This window comes from Lysinibacillus contaminans, from assembly GCF_001278945.1.
Lineage (GTDB): Bacteria > Bacillota > Bacilli > Bacillales_A > Planococcaceae > Lysinibacillus > Lysinibacillus contaminans.
Window position 1 is genome coordinate 422,952 of record NZ_LGRV01000003.1, and the last position, 21,722, is coordinate 444,673.

The following is a 21,722-nucleotide window of genomic DNA, read 5'->3' on the forward strand; positions in this document are numbered from 1 at the left end:
AACGTGTATATTGTTGAAGAGTTAAAACCGAATATTTGGAAATATAAATATCGGTCGGATTATTATTTTGTGAAAAGAGCGAAGCAATTAGAAGTTGCTGAAAAAGTAAAGAAGATTCATCAGCAATTAGCTCAGTTTGAGCCTTCGCTTGCTTTGCCGTTAGTACCGAGTGATGATGAACAACTTATTGTACAATTATGGCAAGAAGGTAGTCATAGTGCGGATTTTTCGCAAAAAAAAGATCGAAAGCAAGCGCTTGATTTATTAATTTCACTGCATGACACGTCTAAAAATGTAGCATGGAATCAAGTGCCTGGTTTGTATCAGCACTCACAGCTCTTAAAATGGCAAATGCGTTTAATGCGCTTTAAAAGTCGTCGTAAGGAGTTGCGTGCGTTTTTAACGAAGGAAGAGGTTACACAAATACTTCAATATGCTGAAAAAGCTATACGACTTATTGAAATGGAAGATGTTCAGGAAAAGGAATTAACGCTTTTGCATGGAGATGTGGTGCATCACAATTTTTTATGGTGTACTGATGGTAAATTGCGTTTTATTGATTTTGATTTAGCCCATTTAGGTGAGCCGGATGACGAATATATTTTATGGTTGCACCGTGTGTTACCCGCGGTGGATTATGATTTAGAGAAAGTATTGGCTGAATTACCAAAACTTAAGCGCTTAGATAAAAGAAAACTACATCGTTTGAAATTTCCTAATGAGCTATTACGTGAATGGTTGTATGTGTTGGATTTACCTCTAAATCAACAAATAGTGTTTTTAGATTATTTACTTCCATTTACAAAAAGAGCGCTCACATATTGGCCAAGACTGTGGTACGACAGCGATAGATTTGCAGAGACATAATATCATACGAAAATAGCTGAGAGTGGTCGTCGATATGACGGTCACTCTTTTTCGTGTCGGGTGTAGGCGGGTGCTTTTGCCTTTTCTTTTTGTCGAGCATTCGTTCGCTATATGCTATAATCGATAACGATGAATGTGAGGGATTTTATATGTATGATTATTTAAAAGGACAAGTAACACGTATTACGCCTGAATATATTGTGCTTGAGCAACAAGGGATTGGTTGGCAGTTAAATACCCCAAATCCATTTGCTTTTCGTACAAGTGCAACAGAGCAACAAATTTATGTCCATTTGCATGTGCGTGAGGATGCACAACTTTTATATGGTTTTCCCACTTTAGATCAACGTGAGCTATTTCGCAAACTGATTTTAGTGTCAGGCATTGGACCAAAGGGAGCACTGGCTATTTTAGCGACAGGTAATCCGCAGCAGGTTATTAGTGCGATTGAACGCGAAGATGAGGCATTTTTAGTGAAATTCCCTGGAGTTGGGAAGAAGACTGCTCGTCAAATGATACTCGATTTAAAAGGCAAGCTAGGCGCACTTTTAGACACGATTGAATTGCCAAGCACGGAGAATGAGTTACCGTTATTTGGCGTTAATCCACATAAACATGAATTAGAAGAAGCGTTACTCGCATTAATGGCGCTTGGCTATTCTGAAAAAGAACTGGAAAAAATCCGTCCACTGCTTGAAGATAATGAAAAGCTACAAACAACAGATGCGTATATGAAACAGGCATTACAATTACTATTGAAATTGACATAACGAAAGGAGGGTGAGCTCATGTCGGAACGTATAATTGATGGTGAAGCTGGTACTTTTGATGAACAATTTGAATTATCCTTACGTCCACAGCGCCTGTCGCAGTATATTGGACAACATAAGGTAAAAGAAAATCTGCAAATTTTCATTGAAGCGGCAAAGCTTCGTCAGGAAAGTTTAGATCATGTGCTCTTGTATGGTCCTCCTGGGCTTGGTAAGACGACACTAGCTGTTGTGATTGCCAATGAGATGAACGTCAATGTGCGTATGACGAGTGGTCCAGCTATTGAGCGACCTGGGGATTTAGCGGCGATTTTAAGCTCGCTTGAACCGGGAGATGTATTATTTATCGATGAAATCCATCGTCTTCCTCGCGCAATTGAGGAAGTGTTGTACCCAGCTATGGAAGATTTCTGTCTAGATATCGTTGTCGGAAAAGGTCCGGAGGCACGTTCTGTACGACTAGATTTACCACCGTTTACACTTGTTGGCGCAACAACTAGAGCAGGGGCTTTATCGGCACCACTACGAGATCGCTTTGGTGTGCTTTTACGTTTAGAATATTATGATGATGCTTCGCTTGCTGAAATCGTTATGCGTAGCGCGCATTTATTCGAAGTGGATATTGACAAAGAAGCGGCTGGAGAAATGTCGAGACGTTCACGGGGGACACCACGTATTGCGAATCGTTTATTGAAGCGAGTGCGAGATTATGCACAAGTTCTTGGAGATGGTATGATAACTGTGGGGCTCGCGAAACAAGCACTTGAGTTGTTACAAGTCGATCCGAGAGGGCTCGATAATATTGACAATAAACTTGTGACTAATATGATTGAGCGCTTTCGTGGAGGTCCAGTAGGTTTAGATACATTGGCAGCATCCATTGGTGAAGAACGCGTGACGATTGAGGATGTGTACGAGCCATATTTAATGCAAATTGGCTTTATCCAACGTACACCAAGAGGGCGCGTTGCCACACATCTTGCCTACGAACATTTTGGATATGAATATCCTCAACAAACATAGAAGAAGGAAGTATTTACAATGCGTGTAGAAGATTTTGATTTTGAATTACCAGAGGAACTAATTGCGCAAACACCACTTATGGACCGTACGGCAAGCCGTTTAATGGTTGTTACACCAGGTTCAGAAAAAGTGGAACATCATCAATTTGCGCATATTTTAGATGAGCTGCATGCAGGAGACTGCCTCGTGTTAAATGATACGCGTGTGTTACCAGCTCGTTTAATGGGTGTAAAAGAGGAAACAGGTGCACATATTGAAGTACTGCTGTTAAAACAAACGGCAGGTACGGATGAATGGGAAACACTTGTGAAGCCTGCAAAACGTGTGAAAATCGGTACAGTGGTTACATTCGGTGATGGTTTACTGACTGCCACATGTACAGGTGAATTAGAACATGGCGGTCGCCTGTTCGAGTTTAAATATGACGGTATTTTTTATGAAATTTTAGAGCAGCTTGGTGAAATGCCACTGCCTCCGTATATTCGTGAAAAATTAGATGACCAAGAACGCTATCAAACGGTATATGCTAAAGAGCGCGGTTCTGCAGCAGCACCAACAGCTGGTCTTCATTTCACAGAAGAATTATTGGAACAAGTAAAAGCAAAAGGTGTAGAGATTGTTTTCATTACACTGCATGTTGGGCTTGGAACATTCCGTCCGGTAAGTGTAGATTCCATTGAAAACCACGCAATGCATTCTGAGTTTTATAGTGTCACGGAGGAAGCGGCTGAGGCGATTAACCGTGTCAAAGCAAACGGTGGTAATATCGTAGCTGTCGGTACAACTTCTACACGTACATTAGAAACAATTGGCTCAAAATATGACGGAGAAGTGCGAGCAGAGCAAGGGTGGACTTCTATCTTCATTTACCCAGGGTATGAATTTACAGTCGTAGATGGTTTAATTACAAACTTCCATTTACCAAAATCAACACTCGTAATGCTTGTGAGTACGCTTGCGACACAAGAAACCATTTTAAGTGCATACAACCAAGCGGTGGAAGAAAAATATCGCTTCTTTAGTTTTGGCGATGCGATGTTTATTCGACCAAAAAAGTAATTAACATTTGTAATCAGTGGAAATCAGTCTAAGAGCGGCATTTTCTTAGCCCAAGACTGACTAACCCGCATCGTGCGAGCCGCTGTTTTTACTCAAGAAAAGAAAGGGTTTTTATTTTATGACACAACCAGCAATTCGGTATGAATTACTTCATACATGTAAGCAAACGGGCGCGCGACTTGGTATCGTGCATACGCCACACGGTTCATTTGAAACACCAGCATTTATGCCAGTAGGGACACAAGCAACAGTAAAAACAATGTCACCGGAAGAACTAAAAGAAATGAATGCCGGTATTATTCTTTCAAATACGTATCATTTATGGCTTCGTCCAGGCAATGATATCGTGAAAGAAGCAGGTGGCCTGCATAAATTCATGAACTGGGATCGCCCGATTTTAACAGATTCAGGTGGTTTCCAAGTGTTCTCGCTTAGCAAATTCCGTAAAATCGAAGAAGAAGGCGTACATTTCCGTAACCATTTAAATGGGGACAAGCTTTTCTTAAGCCCAGAAAAAGCAATGGAAATCCAAAATGATTTAGGTTCTGATATTATGATGGCATTTGATGAATGTCCACCATTCCCTGCGACACATGAATATATGTTGAAATCGGTAGATCGTACAACTCGCTGGGCAAAGCGTTGTAAAGAAGCACACGCTCGTCCAGAAGACCAAGGATTATTTGGCATTATTCAAGGTGGCGAATATGAAGATTTACGTCGTCGTTCGGCAGAAGCATTAGTAGAGCTTGATTTCCCGGGCTATGCGATTGGTGGTTTGTCGGTTGGTGAACCAAAAGATATCATGAACAGAGTGTTAGAATTCACAACGCCACTAATGCCTGAAAACAAACCACGTTATTTAATGGGTGTGGGTTCACCAGACTCACTTATTGACGGGGCTATTCGTGGGATTGATATGTTTGACTGTGTGTTACCAACTCGTATTGCACGTAACGGTACACTGATGACATCTGAAGGTCGCTTAGTCGTGAAAAACGCGAAGTATGCACGTGATTTTGGACCAATCGATCCAAACTGCGATTGCTATACTTGTAAAAACTATTCTCGTGCCTATGTCCGTCATTTAATCCGTACGGAAGAGACGTTTGGACTTCGATTAACGTCGTACCATAATTTACGTTTCCTTCTTAATCTAATGGAGCAAGTGCGTGAAGCGATTCGTGAAGACCGACTTGGAGACTTCCGTGAAGAATTCTTCGAAAAATATGGCTTTAACGAACCAAATGCGAAAAACTTCTAATTCTAAGCGTAATTTTACCTTTACTAGAAAAATGTTATGTAAAATAGAATTTTTTTGTGGTTTGACATCGCTTTTTTAGGGTAGAATGGTCTATACTAAGAAAGTGTGAAATAGAAAGGGGGCAAGAACTGTGGATCAATTATTAGGTTTATTACCAATTTTATTGATGTTCGTTGCGATGTGGTTTATTTTAATCCGCCCTGCTAAAAAAAGACAGCAGGAAACACAAAATATGCAAAGCAGTCTGCAACGTGGAGATAAGATTGTTACAATCGGTGGCTTACACGGTGTTGTAGATACAATCGAGGATACAGTTGTAACATTAAACATTGCTGATAATGTACGTGTGAAATTCGATCGTCAAGCAATCGGCCGTATTGTTAATGACGACTTATTAAAGAAATAATAATGAAAAGACTTACGATATGTATGAACATGTTGTAAGTCTTTTTTTGTATAAAAAATGATGAGTAAGGTCACCTTGATAGTATGGGGGTGCCTGTATGGAAGATTATTTAATCATTATATTTCGGACGTGTTTTTTATATGTGCTAATTTTAGTGATTTTTCGTTTAATGGGTAAACGAGAAGTAGGCGAATTATCGGTCATGGATTTAGTTATTTTTGTAATTATCGCAGAAGTTGCATCTTTTGCACTCGATGATTTAGAAAATCCGTTGTTTGATTCCATTCTACCGATGATTATTTTGTTAATCATTCAGATTTTGAGTGCTTATTTATCATTAAAGAATAAAAAAATTCGTGATTTAATTGACGGCGATCCCGTACTACTTGTACGAGACGGTGTGATTTTTGAACATGAAATGCGCAAGCAACGTTATAATTTAGACGATTTATGCCAGCAACTACGAGAAAATGGCGTCGGTTCTGTATCAGAGATTGCATATGCCTATTTAGAGCCCTCTGGCAATCTGTCCGTCTATAAAAAGGATGAGAAAGCCTTTGTCTATCCCCTTATTGTCGATGGTGATGTTCAAGAAAGACATTTAACGATTTTGCATAAAGATGTAGATTGGTTATTAGCAGAGTTAGCGAAACAAAATGTGAAAGATCCTAGTACAGTCTTTTTTTGTATATTGGAGGACAATAAGCTTCATGTACAATTGAAAGAGCATTAAACACGTTTTGCCAGCTTGCGGATATAGCGTAAATCAGAAAAGCGCAGTTGATTGGATACGAGTAAAAACGTAAAGAGTAAAAATAACGTGACACAGCTACTTAAAATAAATGGTAGAGGCATGATTTGCATCAAAAAATACTGGGCAATACAAACGGCAATAAAGCAGCTGTATGGCACAACAAACATGCGAAAACCAGCGCGTAAATTTTTACGTTGACGAACAGTAGCGATATGCAAAAATGATGTCATTAACACGCCAAAACCAATGGCAACAACTGCTCCCTTTTCTTGAATGCCAGGTTGTGAGGCAAGAACGAACATGACAAATAATTTACCTAACCCACCGTAAATTGAATTCATCATCGCAGCTCTTGCTTCCCCAATGGCTTGTAAAATGGAGTGCAAAGGACTTTGAATATAATAAAAATAAAAAATAGGTGCCAAAATTTTTATATAGCCACGATTTTCATCTAAGTGGAAAAGATTCACTGCAAGTTCGTCGCCGTGAATGAAAAAATATGTGGCAGCAACACAACCGACGAGTGAAGACAAGCGCAATGAAACGGAAACACGCTCCTGTAAAAGAGCATTGTGCTTGCGTGCGACAGCATCACTGACTGCCGGAATTAACACGATAGAAAGTGCGACAGATACAAATGCTGGAAATAGGAGTAACGGTACTAATACACCTGATATTACGCCGTATAATATGGTCGCCGCAGATGCCGATAAGCCTGCCATTGTTAAAGCTTTTAAAAATATAATCGGCTCTAAAAACCAAGTGAACGAACCGAATAATTTACTCCCAGCTGATGGGATGGCAATTCGAAGCATAGGTGTAGCTGGATAAGATTGTACTTCGCCTTTTCGCGTTAATAGTCTCTTTTTAGAAACAGTGTAGTGAAGCCATAAATACAAGAAAGCAACGACTTCCGCTAGTAATGTAATACCCATCGCAGAAGCAGCAGTAACTGCAGCATTATTATAGCTAGCAACAAAAGGTAGCATAAAGGTAATAAAACCAATACGTACAGCTTGTTCAATCATTTGTGCCCATGCTGTTGGTGAAATTTTTGCGACGCCCTGTAAGTAGGCGCGCAGTAAGCCAGATCCAACAGCGACAGGCACGGCGAAGAGTGCAATCCATAGCGTATATGTCGTTTGTTCATTATGTAAAAGAGTAGTAGAGATGAATGGAATAGTAAGTGCGAGTAGTGGCATAAAAACGATCATACCGATAAATGACCAAAGTATTGCTGTACGCATAACGCCAAGAATATTTTCACGTTTATTTTGCGCAAGCAGCTCGGCAACGATTTTCGCTACAGCGATAGGTAGTCCGAGTTGAATGAGCGAGAGGAAAAAAATAAACGCAGGATAGGCGGTCATATAAATACCGACTGCCTCTTCTCCAGCAATGCGCATAAACTGCATTCTATAAAAGAAGCCAAAAAGTTTCGATAAAAAGATCACAAACATTAAAAACAATGTACCTCGTACAAAAGAACTCATGCCATCCGTCCCTTCTCAAGCCGCAAAAATTCATTTACACTATTTGTATGCAAACACTTCTTTCGATACAACTTTGATTGGAGATGATTCAAAATGAGTATGCAACATGCACAACTATTTGAAAAAATCCGTCCGGCTATAGATACTAAAATTGAGGAATTTAAATATTATCAATACAATACGATTACTGCCGAGGAGCTATGGCGTTTTTGTGTAGAAAAGAAATGGCGAAAGAAAGATGTCGAACAGCTACATCTTTATGAAATTGTTGCAACGGTTTTTAATGTATCGCCATCCGACATTGTGTCCTTTAATCAAGTAGAGTTTTTACAAAAAGATAATTGGTTTGCAGATATTAATGCGGAGGAGCTACAATTTTTACTAGGACCCACTAAACACTAAGAATAAATATGTAGAAATTTCGAAAGAATAAAAGAATACTACGAGTGTTGAATTGACACCAAGCGCAACGTGTTTCATAATAGTTATGTTGCGCTTTTTTAATATGTACAAGCATTATTAAAAAAACGAGCTGTACATACTTGCGCGTTATTGAACGAGTGAAATAAGTGAAGCAATCTTTTGAAGCACAGGCACCATTATTCTAAAAGAAAAGGAGGAATAATCGCTTCAAAAGGTTTGGCTAATATACTTGTTTGTAGTGTAAGTTCATGACTTACACCTATTCGAGGAGGATTTATAAATGAAATTAAGAAGTCGTATTGTTGCATTCGTACTGCTTTTGGTAATCTTTACAGCTACCATTAGTACGACTGTAGGAGGCGTCTTAAAGGACATTAAGCTTGGTCTTGATCTACAAGGCGGTTTTGAGGTTCTTTATGAAGTATCAGAATTAAAAGAAGGTCAAAAAATTACGCCTGAGGTTGTGACAGCAACCGCAACGGCCCTTGGTGAGCGCGTTAATAAGATGGGTGTAAGTGAGCCCCACATTGAAGTTGAAGGCGAAAATCGTATTCGTGTTCAATTAGCAGGTGTCGAAGACCAAGAAACGGCACGTGAACTATTATCTACATCAGCGAATTTAACATTCCGTGATGTCGACGATAATTTATTATTAGATGGTGATGATTTAAAGGCAAACGGTGCAAGTGCTTCATTTGACCAACAAAATCTTCCAATCGTCTCGTTAACATTAAAAGATGCGAAAAAGTTTGCGGATATTACTAGTAAAATTGCGGCAAAACCAGCTGGTCAAAATTTACTTGTGGTTTGGTTAGACTTTGAAGAGGGTGTCGATTCGTATAAAGCAGAATCACAAAAAGCGAAACCTCGCTATGCATCAGCTGCAACAGTAACCCAAACATTAAATACAACGGACGTTATGATTAGTGGTAACTTCACAGTTGAAGAAACAAAAAATTTAGCAGATATTCTAAATGCAGGGGCCTTACCAGTAAAACTTGAAGAAACTTATTCTACTTCAGTAGGGGCACAATTTGGTGACCAAGCGCTGAAAAGTACGATTTTTGCAAGTATTGTCGGGGTAGCATTAATCTTTATCTTTATGCTATTTTATTATCGCTTACCTGGTTTTATCTCGATTATTACATTATCAGTATTCACGTTCCTAGTACTGGTCGTATTTGACTGGATCAATGGGGTATTAACACTACCGGGTATCGCAGCTATCGTACTTGGTATTGGGATGGCAGTGGATGCCAATATTCTTGCAGCTGAGCGTATTCGTGAGGAACTACGTGTTGGTCACTCAGCAAAACAAGCGTTCCAATTAGGATCGAAACAATCATTATCAGCGATTGTTGATGCGCAATTAACTACATTATTAGCAGCAGCAGTGCTATACTTCTATGGGACAAGCTCTGTTAAAGGGTTCGCAACAATGTTAATCATTAGTATTTTACTCAGCTTTTTAACGGCTGTTTGGGGTTCTCGTGTGTTACAAGGTCTACTTGTCAACAGCGGTTACTTCGACAATCCAGCTTGGTTCGGTATTCCACGTTCGAAGCAACATAGTTTAGATGAAAATATTGGTGCATTAAATTTATCAACAAAATTTGACCGCTTTGACTTTGTGCACAATCGTAAAAAATTCTATGCGCTTTCACTAACGATATTAGTGGCAGGTCTTGTGGTTCTTGGTGTGTTCCGCCTAAATCTCGGTATCGACTTCTCAAGTGGTACACGTGTTGAGATTTTAGCAGATGAAACATTAACTAAAGAAGAAGTTTCACAATATCTAGATAGCATTGACTTCCCTTCAGAGGATATTGTTCTTTCTGGTGAAGAAAAAAAGACAGCGGTTGTTCGCTATAAAGACGACTTATCACAAGATGATATTATAAAATTCAAAAAAGTCGTTGGAAAAGATTACGGTCATGAACCTACTGTAAGTGCAGTATCTGCGACTGTCGGAAAAGAACTAGTGAAAAATGCAATTTATGCACTAGCTCTCGCAGCACTAGGTATTATTGTTTACGTAGCTGTTCGTTTCGAATGGCGCATGGGTGTTGGGGCAATCGTGTCCTTACTACATGACGTATTCCTAATCGTAGCGGTATTCAGTTTCTTCCGTCTAGAAGTGGATATTACGTTTATTGCCGCTGTACTGACGATTGTCGGTTACTCTATCAATGATACAATCGTAACATTTGACCGTATGCGTGAAAACTTAAGTCAACATGATGTGATTACGGACCGCGAAGTACTGGCGAATATTGTCAATAAATCACTTCGTCAAACGATGGGACGTTCGGTGAATACAGTGTTAACTGTTATCATCGTTGTTGTGGCATTGCTTATTTTTGGTGCACCATCTATCCAAAACTTCTCGATCGCATTATTAGTTGGTTTAATTACAGGTATTTATTCTTCTATCTGTATCGCAGCACAAATCTGGTACACACTCAAAATTCGTGAGATGAAAAAAACAGATGGTAAACTGATTAAAAAAGAGAAAAAACAATGGGGTTCAGACGAGCCACTTGTATAAAATTATTTGAGAAACCTTGCTTCCATATTGTGGGCAAGGTTTCTTTTTTGTTTACCGAATAAATATATTCGTCTATATAGTTATTTAGGATTGACGCTAATGATTAATCTAAGCGAAAATACAGATTGATCTTTTGATGTTAAGTAAAGTGGTTTTGATATGGGGATTCAAGCATTTTGTGCAGTATTTTTGGGATTAGAGAGCTTAATAAATCCAATAATACCTGTACTTCAATATGTAGGAGTTATTTATATTTTATGGCTAACAAATCATATTGTCCTTAGTAAGCCTGATACTCCCAACTACTGAGAAATAACCTTCATATTGTTTTACAGGCTGTTAGTGTAAAGATATTCTATTTAGTATAATTTATTTGTAATAACAAATTATCGGTAATGACTTCCGCGACGAGCAGTTGGACTTTTACTATAGTAAATAGTAAGGAGCAAAAGGCTCTCCAAACTTATCACTTCTATTTGTTTTGGAAGGATATTTGGGAATTGGTGTCTTTGGTAAAGTAAGTATTGAAAAATAACGCAAACGAATATGAAAAAGTGCCCACATTGTGAAAATGTGGGCGTTGCTTTTTATACTTTAAAACGTTGGAGTAAAGATTGGAGTTGTTGAGCGCTCTCGCTTAATTCAACTGCGACAGCATTAACTTCTTGCATTGTAGAAGATTGCTCGTCGATAGCTACTGCAATTATTTGTGCGTTGTCTGCTGAAATTCCTGCACTACCTGCAATTTCTGTAACAGAAGCGGCAACCTCCTCTGCACTTGCTGAAATTTGTTGAGATGTTGCAGAAATATCTTCAATCTGATCCGTAAAGGAGCGAATGGATGTCGTAATGGAATAGAAGGCATCACCAGCATTGTTAATCATAATGACCCCATCTTTTACAGAAGTAAGCCCTTCATTCACTGCTGCTGCTACATTCCGGGTATCCGCTTGGATTTCATTCGTTAGAGCGACGATTTGGCCAGCTGATTGATTTGATTCTTCGGCAAGCTTTCTTACTTCATCTGCGACAACTGCAAAGCCTTTCCCATGCTCACCAGCACGAGCAGCTTCAATCGCTGCATTTAGGGCAAGCAGATTTGTTTGGTCTGTAATCGCAGTAATCACTTTCGTAATTTGTCCAATTTCTTCAGATTGCTTACTTAGCTTCTGTGTTAGATCCGCGATGCGACTAGTCGATTCAGAAATAGTCGTCATTTGTTGCTTGGCTGTATCGACTGTTTGACCACCATCACTAGCTGTATTTGTCATGTTAATAGCATTTTGATGTAAGCTTTGAGTAGCTTCAGCAATTCGTTGCACGCCAGCAGATGTTTCGTCCATGGCAATAGCACTTTGTTGTGATGCGGTTGCAGAAGAAGATAGATGTGTTGCTGTTTCTTGTACACGCTGAGTGACTTCAGTCGAAGTTGCTGTTACTTCCTCAGTACTTGCTGTTAGCTCTTCAGAGGCAGCTGATAGGTGTGAAGCACTGTCCTGTACATTTTGTACCAGAGCATATAAATTTTGTTTTAACGTATTCACTGCTGTTGCTAGCGTGCCAATTTCATCTTTTGACGAGTGGTCGACATTGGCTGTTGTTAAATCACCTTGTGCTAATGTGTCAGCAGCAGCAATTACTTTGCGAAGTGGCATAACGATTGAATTTTTCACAAAGTACATAAAATAAAGGCCGACAATCGCACTTAAAACGAGCATAACAAGTGAAATAACAATTGCCCGCGACACAGTATTTTTAGCGGTTTGATCAATTTTAGATAGCTGTTCATTTTGGTAATCCCTTAACTCAGTAGTAAGTGAATAAATCTCACTGTTATCTTTCATCACTTCACCATTTATATAGGATAACGCAAGGTCAATATCGTTATTATTAAATGCTTGAACAGCCTTGTTAGAGTTAATTAACAAATCCTTATGTAACAAATCGATTTGTTGCATAATTTTTGTTGTCAAATCAGAGCGGACCATACCAGAAAGCTTATTAATGGTTTCTGTCAGTTTTACTTCGTACTCTTTTAATTTTTGTTCGTTAGAAGAATTTTCATCTAAAATATACGCACGTAAAAACATCCCATGTGAGGCAACTGCCTGCTGAATTTCATCAGTTAACTGTATCTGTACAATACGTTGGTCGAGAACCTCCTCTAGATTACCCTCGATTGCTTTAAATTGAATGAATGAAATGATACTAGAAACTAATAGGAAAAGTGTAAGTGAAATAAAGCCAATATTTAATTTTTTGCGAACAGACATTAGTAATCCTACCTTCTATGTTTATTGGTAAATTATAGTTCTAAAATTAATATAGCTTGATATATTTAGTTGGTCAATGCTAGAAAAACGACAAAGTAATACGGAAGAAATATATTTAGTAGGAAATAAATTATAGTTAGGTTTTATGCATGTCGATTTACTAGAATAAGTATGCAAATGACTAGTTGTTACATAAATCATGTTTTCCTAATAATTGATTGACAATTCTAATAGATTAGCATAGAATAAGTCTAACTTTTCGTTCGGAAAAAGGTAGAAGGTCTCGGGAGCGAGATCATCCTTAGAACAGATGAGCAGAGTGTAGACGAGAATAGCTGAGAAATTGTTGAATAAGAGTAGTAGCGTAAGTGTGCAAAAAAGAGAGTCAGTGGTTGGTGTGAACTGATTTGTAGCTTATGTGAATGGACTTATGAGAGTTGCTAATACCATTTTAGCAAACGTGTTCCTACGTTATAGGGAGTGCATTTATGCACATAAGTGAGAGCAATATTGCTCTAATTTGAGGTGGCAACGCGGTCAAAATCGTCCTCTGCAATTAGGAAATTCCTATTTGCAGGGGGCTTTTTTATTGTTTACGTAAACGTTCAAATGCTGGAAGGTAAAATTAAAGCCTCCAACGAATTCAAATTTCGAAAAAGGAGTTTGGTAATTATGCAATCAACGAGTTCAAGAACAAAGATGAAAACAATTAATGGAGATTCACTAACACCGATCTTAATTTTTAGACGTCTTCAAGGACAACATAAATTTTTACTTGAAAGTTCTGCGCAACATGAAGGTGCTGGTCGCTTTTCATTTATAGGTGCGAATCCCCGTAAAACGTATAAAGGTATAGGTGATGAAATACAGGAATTCTCTTATAAAACAGGCCAGATCTATACACATAAAGGTGATTTGTTTGTACTGCTAAAACGCTTAATGCCACGTGTTTCAAACACGATACAGTTTCCGTTTTCTGGGGGGGCTGTAGGCTATGTTGGTTACGGAGCGGCCTCTTCATTTACAGCTAAACATGAACAGCTACAACTACCAGATGTCCATTTCCATGTGTATGAAACGATTGTGGTGTTCGACCATGTGACAGATGAAGTGACGCTTATTCATACGAACATTGATGCGGAGAAAAAGGAGCCAAACCTTGAAGAACTTGCAGAGCAACTGTTAACAGCAAATGAAGGTGAGGATACGACATGTGTGTATCAACCGCTTGAATCGACATCTATGGAACAATTTGAGGCGGCATTGGTGAAAGTAAAAGAAGTACTGGACGGTGAAAATGCACGCGTTGTATTGTCGAAGCGATTTTTAGCGAACTTAGAGGGGGATACCTTTGCACTTTATCGCAAGTTACGTAAAAAAAATCCAGCCCCCTATATGTACTATGTGACATTCGATGACCATATTTTAATGGGAACTTCACCGGAAAGTTTAATTCGAGTAAAGGGTGATAGCGTCATTGCTTCGCCAACAGAAGGAACGTATAAGCGTGGTCTTACGAATGCAGAGGATCTTGAAAATGAACGTAAGCTATTTGAAAATGTTCGGGCAAGAAAATCACATACAGCATTGGTGACAGCTGTACAGCATGAACTACAGTCGGTTTGCTTCAGAGATTCACTTCAAATTATTGATGCGATGCGTATTGAGCGTTCGAAACAAGCATTGTATATGACATCACACTTAGAAGGAAAAATATTGCCGATGCTACATGCGTTAGACGTGTTAAAAGCAGCATTACCAGCTCTTTCATTAACAGGTATACCGAAAGAGCAGGCGATGGCGTATTTAGAGGAAACAGCTCAAACAGCTGGAATATTTGGTGGAGCAATTGGTTTTATAGGCTTTAACGGTCATCTAGATTTCGCTTTAACGGGTAAATCAATCGTCGTCGAAAAAGAAACACTTCACATGCAAACAGCTGTGACGGTAACAAAAGATACAAATGTTGAAGAAATGGTCGAACAAGTAGCTGAAGAGGAACAGCTATTTTTACAACTGCTACAAGATGAAGGGAGCGTAAATTAATGGAAGCAATACGCCAAAAAGTACAACTGAATGAGCACTTAATGTATGAGGAGATGTTAGAAGCTGCAAAGTGGATGTTTCAAGAAGAGACACCGAAAGATGATATAGCGAGCTTTTTAACTGCTCTATCGGCAAAGGGTGAAACAGCTCATGAAGTAGCAGCACTGGCTGTTGTCATGCGCTCCTTTGCGCTAGATGTGCCAGCAAAAGCGGGAGTCTATATGGACAATTGCGGTACAGGTGGCGACGGTTTAAATACGTTTAACATCAGTACGACATCCGCGTTCGTGTTAGCAGGTGCAGGCGTTAAAATGGCGAAGCACGGTAACCGCAAAATTTCGTCTGCTTCTGGCAGTTCAGACGTGTTAGAAGCACTTGGGATTCATACGAATATAACGATTGAACAAACAATTGAACTACTAGAACAAGAGGGCATTGCGTTCTTATATGCACCTAATGTTCATCCGAAATTAAAGCGCATCGGTGAAGTCCGACGTGCGCTAGGTAAGCCGACGATCTTCAATTTAGTAGGTCCATTAACAAATCCGGTGCCACTAGCTACGCAGTTTACGGGCATTAATCGTCCGAATTTTGTAATGGAGTATGCATCCGTTTTGCAAATGCTTGGCCGTGAACGTGCGTTGGTAGTCTCGGGTCCGCAAGGCTTAGACGAGGCATCGCTAGCGGGTCAAAATACATTTGTTTTAGTCGACAAAGGTGATTTAATTCCATTCTCACTAACAGCAGAAGATGCGGGATTAAGCTATGCACCACTAGAGGCAATTCGTGGAGGCAACGCAGACGAAAATGCCATCATTATGCGTAAGTTGTTAGCAGGTGAGCAAAGTGCATATTTAGATACCGTGTTGCTTAATGCGGGTATAGGATTATTTGGACACGGCAAAGCACTCACAGTCAAAGAAGGTGTCGACATGGCAAAAGACAGTATTTATAGTGGACGCGCACTTGAAAAATTAGAGGCAGTTGTTGCCTACAGTGAAAAAATTAAAGAATTGGAGGTAGGGTTATGAATATTTTAACGAAAATTCTTGAACAAAAAAAAATAGAAGTGGGAGCACTTCTTGAACAGCCAGATCCATTAGCAAATCATACAGAAAAACAGCGAGTGTCACTTTTCGAGACATTACGAAAATCAGATACATTACAGGTCATTTCAGAAATGAAGCGCGCTTCACCGTCAAAGGGATTGATAGCTGAAGGGGCAGACCCGGTGGCGCAGGCGAAAATCTATGCAAAAGCGGGTGCTGCTGCGATTTCTGTACTAACAGACAAAGAATTTTTCAAAGGGTCATTTGATGATCTAACGGCAGTAGCAAATGCTGTACCAACACCACTTCTTTGTAAAGATTTCATGATAGATCGAGTGCAAATTCGTTTTGCCAAAGCTTCTGGCGCATCGATTGTTTTACTCATTGTTGCGGCGTTAGAAGACGAGGCACTGCGTGATTTATATGGCTATGCAACAAGCTTAGGCCTTGAAGTATTAGTGGAAGTACATGATGTAAAAGAGCTAAAACGTGCAGTTGCGGTAGGAGCAAAGCTGATTGGAGTCAATAACCGAGATTTACGTACATTTGAAGTGAGCTTAGAGCGTACACGAGAAATTGCCGATGCTTTCCCGTTCGGAGAGGAACGTGTACTTATTAGTGAGAGTGGTATTTGGACGAGTGACGATGCGAAAACTGTCGCAGCGATGGGTGCAAGTGCAGTATTAGTCGGAGAGTCATTAATGCGTAGTGGCGATGCAGGGACAGCGCTGAAAAGTTTGCAAGTAAGTAAAGTAGGCCTATCCATATGACAAAGGTAAAGATATGCGGGTTAAAGGAAGAACAACATGTGAAAGCAGCGGTAAGTGCTGGGGCAGATGCTATTGGTTTTGTCTTTGCACCGAGCAAGCGACTAGTGTCAATTAATCAGGCACACGAACTGGCAAAGCATGTGCCAGAAGGGGTATTGAAAATTGGTGTGTTTGTCAATCCGACAGCAGAGGAGCTTCGAGCAGCAGTGGAAGGTGTGCCTCTAGATTACGTGCAGTATCACGGAGAGGAGACGCCAGACTTTATTCGTGAGCAAGGCTATCCAGCGATTAAGGCGTTGTCAGTGCACTCTGCTAAGGATGTACAGGCGGCTATGCAGTACGATGTTGATTATTATTTATTTGATGCACCAGGAACAGATTTTAAAGGTGGTAGTGGCCATACATTTGACTGGACGTTACTGGAAACGGCAGGTATTCCAAAAGAAAAACTTATTTTAGCGGGTGGCTTGAAACTAGAAAATATCGAAGAGGCTGTGTTGCTCGTTGATCCGTTTATGGTGGATGTGTCAAGTGGCGTGGAAACGGATGGGGTCAAGGATATAGATAAGATTGAGGAGTTTTTACAGGCAGCAAAGAAGGAGAGAGTGAAATGACGAATACAATAGCAAATAGCGTGCCAACAAAAGAGGGACGCTACGGTAAATTTGGTGGACAATATGTACCAGAAACATTAATGACTGCACTTATAGAGTTAGAAGAAGCTTATGATCTGGCAATGGCGGACAAAGCGTTTACGGATGAACTGAATTATTACTTAAAAGATTATGTAGGGCGTGAAACACCGTTGTACTTCGCAGAGAACTTAACGAAGGAACTCGGTGGTGCAAAAATTTACTTAAAGCGCGAAGATTTAAATCATACAGGTGCCCATAAAATTAATAATGCAATTGGGCAAGCTCTACTTGCAAAACGTATGGGCAAGAAGAAAATCGTTGCAGAAACAGGGGCAGGTCAACACGGTGTAGCAACAGCGACAGCTTGTGCGCTATTAAATTTAGAATGTGTCGTCTTTATGGGGGCAGAGGATATTAAACGCCAACAGTTAAATGTTTTCCGTATGGAGCTACTTGGTACAAAAGTAGTGTCGGTGGAAAGTGGCTCGAAAACATTAAAGGATGCTGTAAATGCAGCACTGCGTTACTGGGTGACGAATGTTGAGGATACACATTATATTTTAGGTTCTGCATTAGGGCCTCATCCATTCCCAAAAATTGTGCGTGACTTCCAACGTGTGATTGGAGTAGAGACAAGAGCACAAATACTTGAAAAGGAAGGCCGTTTACCAGAGGCAGTTGTTGCTTGTATAGGTGGAGGTAGTAACGCAATTGGTATGTTCCATCCATTTGTTGATGATGAAGAAGTGGCATTGTACGGCGTAGAGGCGGCAGGAAGTGGGCTTGATTCAGGTAAACATGCTGCGGCGATTGCTGGAGGTCAGTTGGGTGTTCTGCATGGTGCGTACATGTATTTATTGCAGGATGAAAATGGCTTTGTGCAAGAAGCACACTCGATTTCAGCAGGGCTTGATTATCCAGGGAAGGGTCCGGAGCATTGTTATTTACATGATATCGGTCGTGCGAAATTTGACTCAATTACAGATAGTGAGGCACTTGAAGGATTGCAATTACTTTGTCGTACTGAAGGTATTTTACCTGCGTTAGAAAGTTCTCATGCGATTGCGTATACAGCGAAGTTAGCGAAAACAATGACAGCGGATGAAGTCATTGTTGTGTGCTTATCTGGTCGTGGCGATAAAGACGTACATACGGTGCGTGCAGTTCTTGGAGGTGAGGCATAATGACAACATTACAGCAGGCAATTCTTAAAGTAAAAGAAGCGGGCCATAAAGCATTTGTGCCGTATATTATGGCAGGTGATGGCGGTCTTGAGACATTAAAGCCAACAATTTTAAAACTGCAAGCAATCGGTGTGACTGCAATTGAAGTAGGTATTCCGTTTACAGATCCTGTGGCAGATGGTCCGACGATTGAACAGGCTGGTGAACGTGCTTTAGCGAAAGGTGTAACGCTGCGAAACGTATTAGCAGAGCTAGCATTTTTCCGTGAAGACATAACGGTGCCACTTGTTGTGATGACATATTTTAATCCAGTATTAGCATATGGCTTAGAGGCGTTTGGGATTGCTTGTGCGGCAGGTGGGGTTAAAGGATTAATCGTACCAGATGTGCCACTTGAAGAAAGTGACATATTACGGGAAACATTAAATCCACAAGGCGTGGATATTGTGCAACTTGTATCATTAACAAGTCCACCTGAACGCATTGCAAAAATCGCTGCGGCAAGTCAAGGTTTTGTCTATGCGGTGACGGTTAATGGAATTACAGGGGCACGTGCAAGTTTTGCCAATGATTTAGAGGGGCATTTTGCAAGGTTGTGCGAGGCAAGTCCGATTCCTGTCCTTGCAGGCTTTGGAATCTCCACACCTGAGCAAGTGGTGAGTATGGGTGCGCTTGGAGATGGTGTGATCGTGGGCAGTACGATTGTTACAGCATTACATGAAGGTGATTTTGCCAAAGTGGAAGCGTTAGTCGCTGCCTCAAAAGGTGTGCTAGAGAAGTCTACTCTTTAACGTTTTATTAAAAATCAATAGTTTTCAAAATACATTTGATATACAATGACTTACTAAAATGTTGCATTTTTCATACAGAACTAGACTAATCAAAAAGTCTAGTTCTTATTTAATGTACTCGATTCATTTCTTTATAAAAAAGTTTGATAATTTTATTAAACCTTGTTCAGACGTTCCCGATAGTTGAAGTGTATAGCTGTACAAACGAATGCTAAATCATATAGTGCTTTTCATTAATAATATTTGTATTTTCCTTTCCATACAAAACTTTCTTTGGATTTATAATGATGATTAAAACTGCTACTACTAAATAAAAAATTGCGTTATACATGATTAAATCTATTAATTTCCCGTTTATTAAGCCAATAAAAAGATTAAAAAATTGGTGGATGATAATTGGAATAATTAAATTCTGATTTAAGTTATAAAAGGCTGTCATGACGATATTAGTAGACATGATTGCAATCATAAAGAATAGTATATATTTGATTAAACCAATGCCTGCAAGCCCTGTAGTAAACCATATGGGTAGGTGCCAAATACCCCACCAAAATCCAATGATTATCGAAGCTTTTAATGATGAATGCTTCTTTTGAAGCTCAATTTGAGCGAAACCTCTCCACCCTAGTTCTTCTCCTAGTGGCCCAGAAAGAAGGCTTTTTAAAAAGAAATAAATTAGCATTCCCCATGAAGAAACAGTAAAAATAGAATCTGCTTCACTATTATTAGATAAAATCATCAAAATCAACAAAAATATGAAAGTTTGAATCATACTTGCAGTAAGAATGACAGAAAATTTGAGTTTATGCTTGAATTTCTCTTTTACAAATTGTATAAAACTCTGCTCAGGATAGATCTTTTTAAACAGCACTGCAAAAGAAAAAGTTGAAGACCAAGCTGCTATACAGAACATTACATCAATGACCCATGTAGGAAATCCCAACATGTGTGTGGTTCCTACAAGAAAAAAAGGGGTAAAAAAATGATATTGGTTAGTAAAATAAAACTTGCTACTGGTTTTTTTAGTTTCTTTTCTCCATTCATGCATAATCCCCGTTTCAAACAAAATATTTCATAAATATAATAATGCTCATATTTACTAATACCTTCAGCTTAAACCTAGGAGTTACTCACAGGTCAATACATATCTACATTATTTTATAGGTGCATAAATTTCTAAAAATACACGTTCAAGTCCTTCTTCATAAGTGGTAAGTAGTAGATTTATATAAACTAGCCCCAAAAGTTCATACCCTTTTTCTAGTGCTATTTTTCTTAAACTAGCTTCCACGTTATGATCAATATTTTTTCCACCAGTTGACCATCTTCCATTTTCAATAACTGTATAAATACATTTTGGATGAGATAGAATTTCACCTTCTACTTCTTTATCAAGTGCTTCTACTTTTCTTACAATTATAAACTTATCTTTTATAATTCCTTCTTCATTGAAACGTATGACTCTTCTTATAGATGTTAGGGTAACTGCTTTTTTTAAGCTGTCTGTGCTCTTTTTTAGAGTTTCATATTCATCATACGCAGTAAAATGTTCTATTTCTCCTTTTATTTCTAAAGGCTTCATTTCTTTTACTGTATATTCTCCTAAGGATTGTTTGATTTTTTCACAATCTTTTTTTACGATCTGAATCTTTTTTAAAAGAAGCTTTTTATATTCTATTTCCTCTAAAACAACTTGTTCTTTCTCTTCTAATAATGATTTTATGCCCTCTATACTCTTGCTTTTTCTTAATTCCTGGATTTTTTTAATTTCAATATCAATTTCTCTATAGAAATTTACTGTTGTTATATCATATATATCAAAATGATTATATTTTCTATACCCATTCTCAATATTTTGCTTAGGCTTTACTAATTCCTTTTCTTCATAAAATTTTAAGGTATCTCTAGATACACCTAAAAATTTTGCGACTTGTCCAATTGTGTACATTATACTCTCCTTTATCATTACTATATATTCTTTATGATGTTTCATATTATCGGTACGTCAAAAAACAATAATATAAGTTTTATTATAATTACTAAGTTAGGCATCATAGCTTTTACATTCCTCCAACCTGCCCATTCTTTAAATTATTGAATGCTGAAATATTCTTACAATTATTATACTGGGAAATAGTAGAAGGTTGTACGGGAAATTAAAGCCTACATTAGCTAATACCTCGAAGTACTATAGTGGGGAAAAAATCTTCATGTACAATTACTTTTCATTAATGTTGCAGAGTAAGAATAGATTTTTTCTTTGTAGACAGATCGACTTGGCAAAGTGATGGAAGTTGCCGTGAAAATTGAAGGATAGTGCGTGTCTTCTTCATTTTCGGTATAATATGCTTCGTGAGGAAGTGAAAA

General features: G+C 38.9%; 18 protein-coding genes, 1 pseudogene and 1 other annotated feature. Of the genes and pseudogenes, 15 read left to right on the forward strand and 4 right to left on the reverse strand.

Features of this window, described 5'->3' with window-relative positions; translation table 11 throughout:
* The first annotated feature begins 3 nt into the window (after positions 1-3).
* The 7 genes from AEA09_RS04415 to AEA09_RS04445 all read left to right on the forward strand — a co-directional run bounded on the left by AEA09_RS04415 (position 4) and on the right by AEA09_RS04445 (position 6,122).
* Positions 4-867, forward strand: a complete 864-nt coding sequence (locus AEA09_RS04415; protein ID WP_245622778.1) for a phosphotransferase — start codon at positions 4-6, stop codon at positions 865-867.
* 149 nt (positions 868-1,016) lie between these two features.
* Positions 1,017-1,637, forward strand: a complete 621-nt coding sequence (gene ruvA / locus AEA09_RS04420; protein WP_053582683.1) for a Holliday junction branch migration protein RuvA — start codon at positions 1,017-1,019, stop codon at positions 1,635-1,637.
* A gap of 18 nt (positions 1,638-1,655) precedes the next feature.
* Complete coding sequence (gene ruvB, locus AEA09_RS04425; protein ID WP_053582684.1) at positions 1,656-2,660, forward strand: Holliday junction branch migration DNA helicase RuvB; 1,005 nt, start codon at positions 1,656-1,658, stop codon at positions 2,658-2,660.
* Between the two features lie 18 nt (positions 2,661-2,678).
* A complete protein-coding gene (gene queA, locus AEA09_RS04430; RefSeq protein WP_053582685.1) occupies positions 2,679-3,719 on the forward strand; it encodes a tRNA preQ1(34) S-adenosylmethionine ribosyltransferase-isomerase QueA in 1,041 nt (346 codons plus the stop codon).
* Between the two features lie 118 nt (positions 3,720-3,837).
* Positions 3,838-4,983: a tRNA guanosine(34) transglycosylase Tgt gene (tgt, locus tag AEA09_RS04435; RefSeq protein ID WP_053582686.1), complete on the forward strand. Its 1,146-nt coding sequence runs from the start codon at positions 3,838-3,840 to the stop codon at positions 4,981-4,983.
* Between the two features lie 130 nt (positions 4,984-5,113).
* On the forward strand, positions 5,114-5,389 hold the full coding sequence (yajC, locus tag AEA09_RS04440; protein WP_053582687.1) for a preprotein translocase subunit YajC: 276 nt from the start codon (positions 5,114-5,116) through the stop codon (positions 5,387-5,389).
* 97 nt (positions 5,390-5,486) lie between these two features.
* On the forward strand, positions 5,487-6,122 hold the full coding sequence (locus tag AEA09_RS04445) for a DUF421 domain-containing protein (protein WP_053582688.1): 636 nt from the start codon (positions 5,487-5,489) through the stop codon (positions 6,120-6,122).
* Here the strand turns inward: AEA09_RS04445 and AEA09_RS04450 are convergent.
* Complete coding sequence (locus AEA09_RS04450; protein WP_053582689.1) at positions 6,119-7,636, reverse strand: putative polysaccharide biosynthesis protein; 1,518 nt, start codon at positions 7,634-7,636, stop codon at positions 6,119-6,121. The two genes, AEA09_RS04445 and AEA09_RS04450, sit on opposite strands and share 4 nt — an antisense overlap.
* Positions 7,637-7,729: 93 nt before the next feature.
* Between AEA09_RS04450 and AEA09_RS04455 the strand changes: the two genes are divergently transcribed.
* Both AEA09_RS04455 and secDF read left to right on the forward strand, forming a co-directional pair.
* Positions 7,730-8,038, forward strand: a complete 309-nt coding sequence (locus tag AEA09_RS04455) for a post-transcriptional regulator (protein ID WP_053582690.1) — start codon at positions 7,730-7,732, stop codon at positions 8,036-8,038.
* A 301-nt stretch (positions 8,039-8,339) separates the two neighbouring features.
* On the forward strand, positions 8,340-10,607 hold the full coding sequence (secDF, locus tag AEA09_RS04460; RefSeq protein WP_053582691.1) for a protein translocase subunit SecDF: 2,268 nt from the start codon (positions 8,340-8,342) through the stop codon (positions 10,605-10,607).
* Positions 10,608-11,194: 587 nt separating this feature from the next.
* Here the strand turns inward: secDF and AEA09_RS04465 are convergent.
* Positions 11,195-12,880, reverse strand: a complete 1,686-nt coding sequence (locus AEA09_RS04465) for a methyl-accepting chemotaxis protein (protein WP_053582692.1) — start codon at positions 12,878-12,880, stop codon at positions 11,195-11,197.
* A gap of 337 nt (positions 12,881-13,217) precedes the next feature.
* Positions 13,218-13,434 (forward strand) — a binding site (T-box leader).
* Between the two features lie 118 nt (positions 13,435-13,552).
* On the opposite strand from AEA09_RS04465, the gene AEA09_RS04470 reads away from it, so the two are divergent.
* Genes AEA09_RS04470 through trpA form a run of 6 tightly spaced genes read left to right on the forward strand, consistent with a single transcriptional unit; the run spans position 13,553 to position 19,355 of the window.
* On the forward strand, positions 13,553-14,926 hold the full coding sequence (locus AEA09_RS04470) for a chorismate-binding protein (RefSeq protein WP_053582693.1): 1,374 nt from the start codon (positions 13,553-13,555) through the stop codon (positions 14,924-14,926).
* Entirely contained in the window at positions 14,926-15,957 is a 1,032-nt protein-coding gene (trpD, locus tag AEA09_RS04475) for an anthranilate phosphoribosyltransferase (protein ID WP_053582694.1), read from the forward strand. The genes AEA09_RS04470 and trpD overlap by 1 nt, the downstream gene beginning before the upstream one ends.
* Positions 15,954-16,745, forward strand: a complete 792-nt coding sequence (gene trpC, locus AEA09_RS04480) for an indole-3-glycerol phosphate synthase TrpC (RefSeq protein WP_053582695.1) — start codon at positions 15,954-15,956, stop codon at positions 16,743-16,745. Before trpD ends, trpC begins: the two co-directional genes overlap by 4 nt.
* Entirely contained in the window at positions 16,742-17,359 is a 618-nt protein-coding gene (locus tag AEA09_RS04485; protein ID WP_053582696.1) for a phosphoribosylanthranilate isomerase, read from the forward strand. The genes trpC and AEA09_RS04485 overlap by 4 nt, the downstream gene beginning before the upstream one ends.
* Positions 17,356-18,564, forward strand: a complete 1,209-nt coding sequence (gene trpB, locus AEA09_RS04490) for a tryptophan synthase subunit beta (protein WP_082332563.1) — start codon at positions 17,356-17,358, stop codon at positions 18,562-18,564. Before AEA09_RS04485 ends, trpB begins: the two co-directional genes overlap by 4 nt.
* Entirely contained in the window at positions 18,564-19,355 is a 792-nt protein-coding gene (trpA, locus tag AEA09_RS04495) for a tryptophan synthase subunit alpha (RefSeq protein WP_053582697.1), read from the forward strand. Before trpB ends, trpA begins: the two co-directional genes overlap by 1 nt.
* Before the next feature lie 211 nt (positions 19,356-19,566).
* On the opposite strand, the pseudogene AEA09_RS04500 reads toward trpA, so the two are convergent.
* Both AEA09_RS04500 and AEA09_RS04505 read right to left on the reverse strand, forming a co-directional pair.
* Positions 19,567-20,399 (reverse strand): annotated as a pseudogene (locus AEA09_RS04500) (lysostaphin resistance A-like protein).
* 109 nt (positions 20,400-20,508) lie between these two features.
* The gene (locus AEA09_RS04505) at positions 20,509-21,303 is read right to left on the reverse strand and encodes a MerR family transcriptional regulator (protein ID WP_053582698.1); all 795 of its coding nucleotides are present in this window, start codon (positions 21,301-21,303) and stop codon (positions 20,509-20,511) included.
* Between the last annotated feature and the right edge of the window lie 419 nt (positions 21,304-21,722).

Excerpts from the sequence above, each read along its gene's own strand:
- AEA09_RS04485 (WP_053582696.1), top strand. The coding sequence starts at position 16,742 with ATGACAAAGGTAAAGATATGCGGGTTAAAGGAAGAACAACATGTGAAA.
- AEA09_RS04450 (WP_053582689.1), bottom strand. The coding sequence starts at position 7,636 with ATGAGTTCTTTTGTACGAGGTACATTGTTTTTAATGTTTGTGATCTTT.
- AEA09_RS04445 (WP_053582688.1), top strand. The coding sequence starts at position 5,487 with ATGGAAGATTATTTAATCATTATATTTCGGACGTGTTTTTTATATGTG.
- AEA09_RS04455 (WP_053582690.1), top strand. The coding sequence starts at position 7,730 with ATGAGTATGCAACATGCACAACTATTTGAAAAAATCCGTCCGGCTATA.
- queA (WP_053582685.1), top strand. The coding sequence starts at position 2,679 with ATGCGTGTAGAAGATTTTGATTTTGAATTACCAGAGGAACTAATTGCG.
- AEA09_RS04505 (WP_053582698.1), bottom strand. The coding sequence starts at position 21,303 with ATGTACACAATTGGACAAGTCGCAAAATTTTTAGGTGTATCTAGAGAT.
- trpC (WP_053582695.1), top strand. The coding sequence starts at position 15,954 with ATGAATATTTTAACGAAAATTCTTGAACAAAAAAAAATAGAAGTGGGA.
- trpD (WP_053582694.1), top strand. The coding sequence starts at position 14,926 with ATGGAAGCAATACGCCAAAAAGTACAACTGAATGAGCACTTAATGTAT.
- tgt (WP_053582686.1), top strand. The coding sequence starts at position 3,838 with ATGACACAACCAGCAATTCGGTATGAATTACTTCATACATGTAAGCAA.
- ruvB (WP_053582684.1), top strand. The coding sequence starts at position 1,656 with ATGTCGGAACGTATAATTGATGGTGAAGCTGGTACTTTTGATGAACAA.
- trpB (WP_082332563.1), top strand. The coding sequence starts at position 17,356 with ATGACGAATACAATAGCAAATAGCGTGCCAACAAAAGAGGGACGCTAC.
- AEA09_RS04465 (WP_053582692.1), bottom strand. The coding sequence starts at position 12,880 with ATGTCTGTTCGCAAAAAATTAAATATTGGCTTTATTTCACTTACACTT.
- ruvA (WP_053582683.1), top strand. The coding sequence starts at position 1,017 with ATGTATGATTATTTAAAAGGACAAGTAACACGTATTACGCCTGAATAT.
- secDF (WP_053582691.1), top strand. The coding sequence starts at position 8,340 with ATGAAATTAAGAAGTCGTATTGTTGCATTCGTACTGCTTTTGGTAATC.
- trpA (WP_053582697.1), top strand. The coding sequence starts at position 18,564 with ATGACAACATTACAGCAGGCAATTCTTAAAGTAAAAGAAGCGGGCCAT.
- AEA09_RS04470 (WP_053582693.1), top strand. The coding sequence starts at position 13,553 with ATGCAATCAACGAGTTCAAGAACAAAGATGAAAACAATTAATGGAGAT.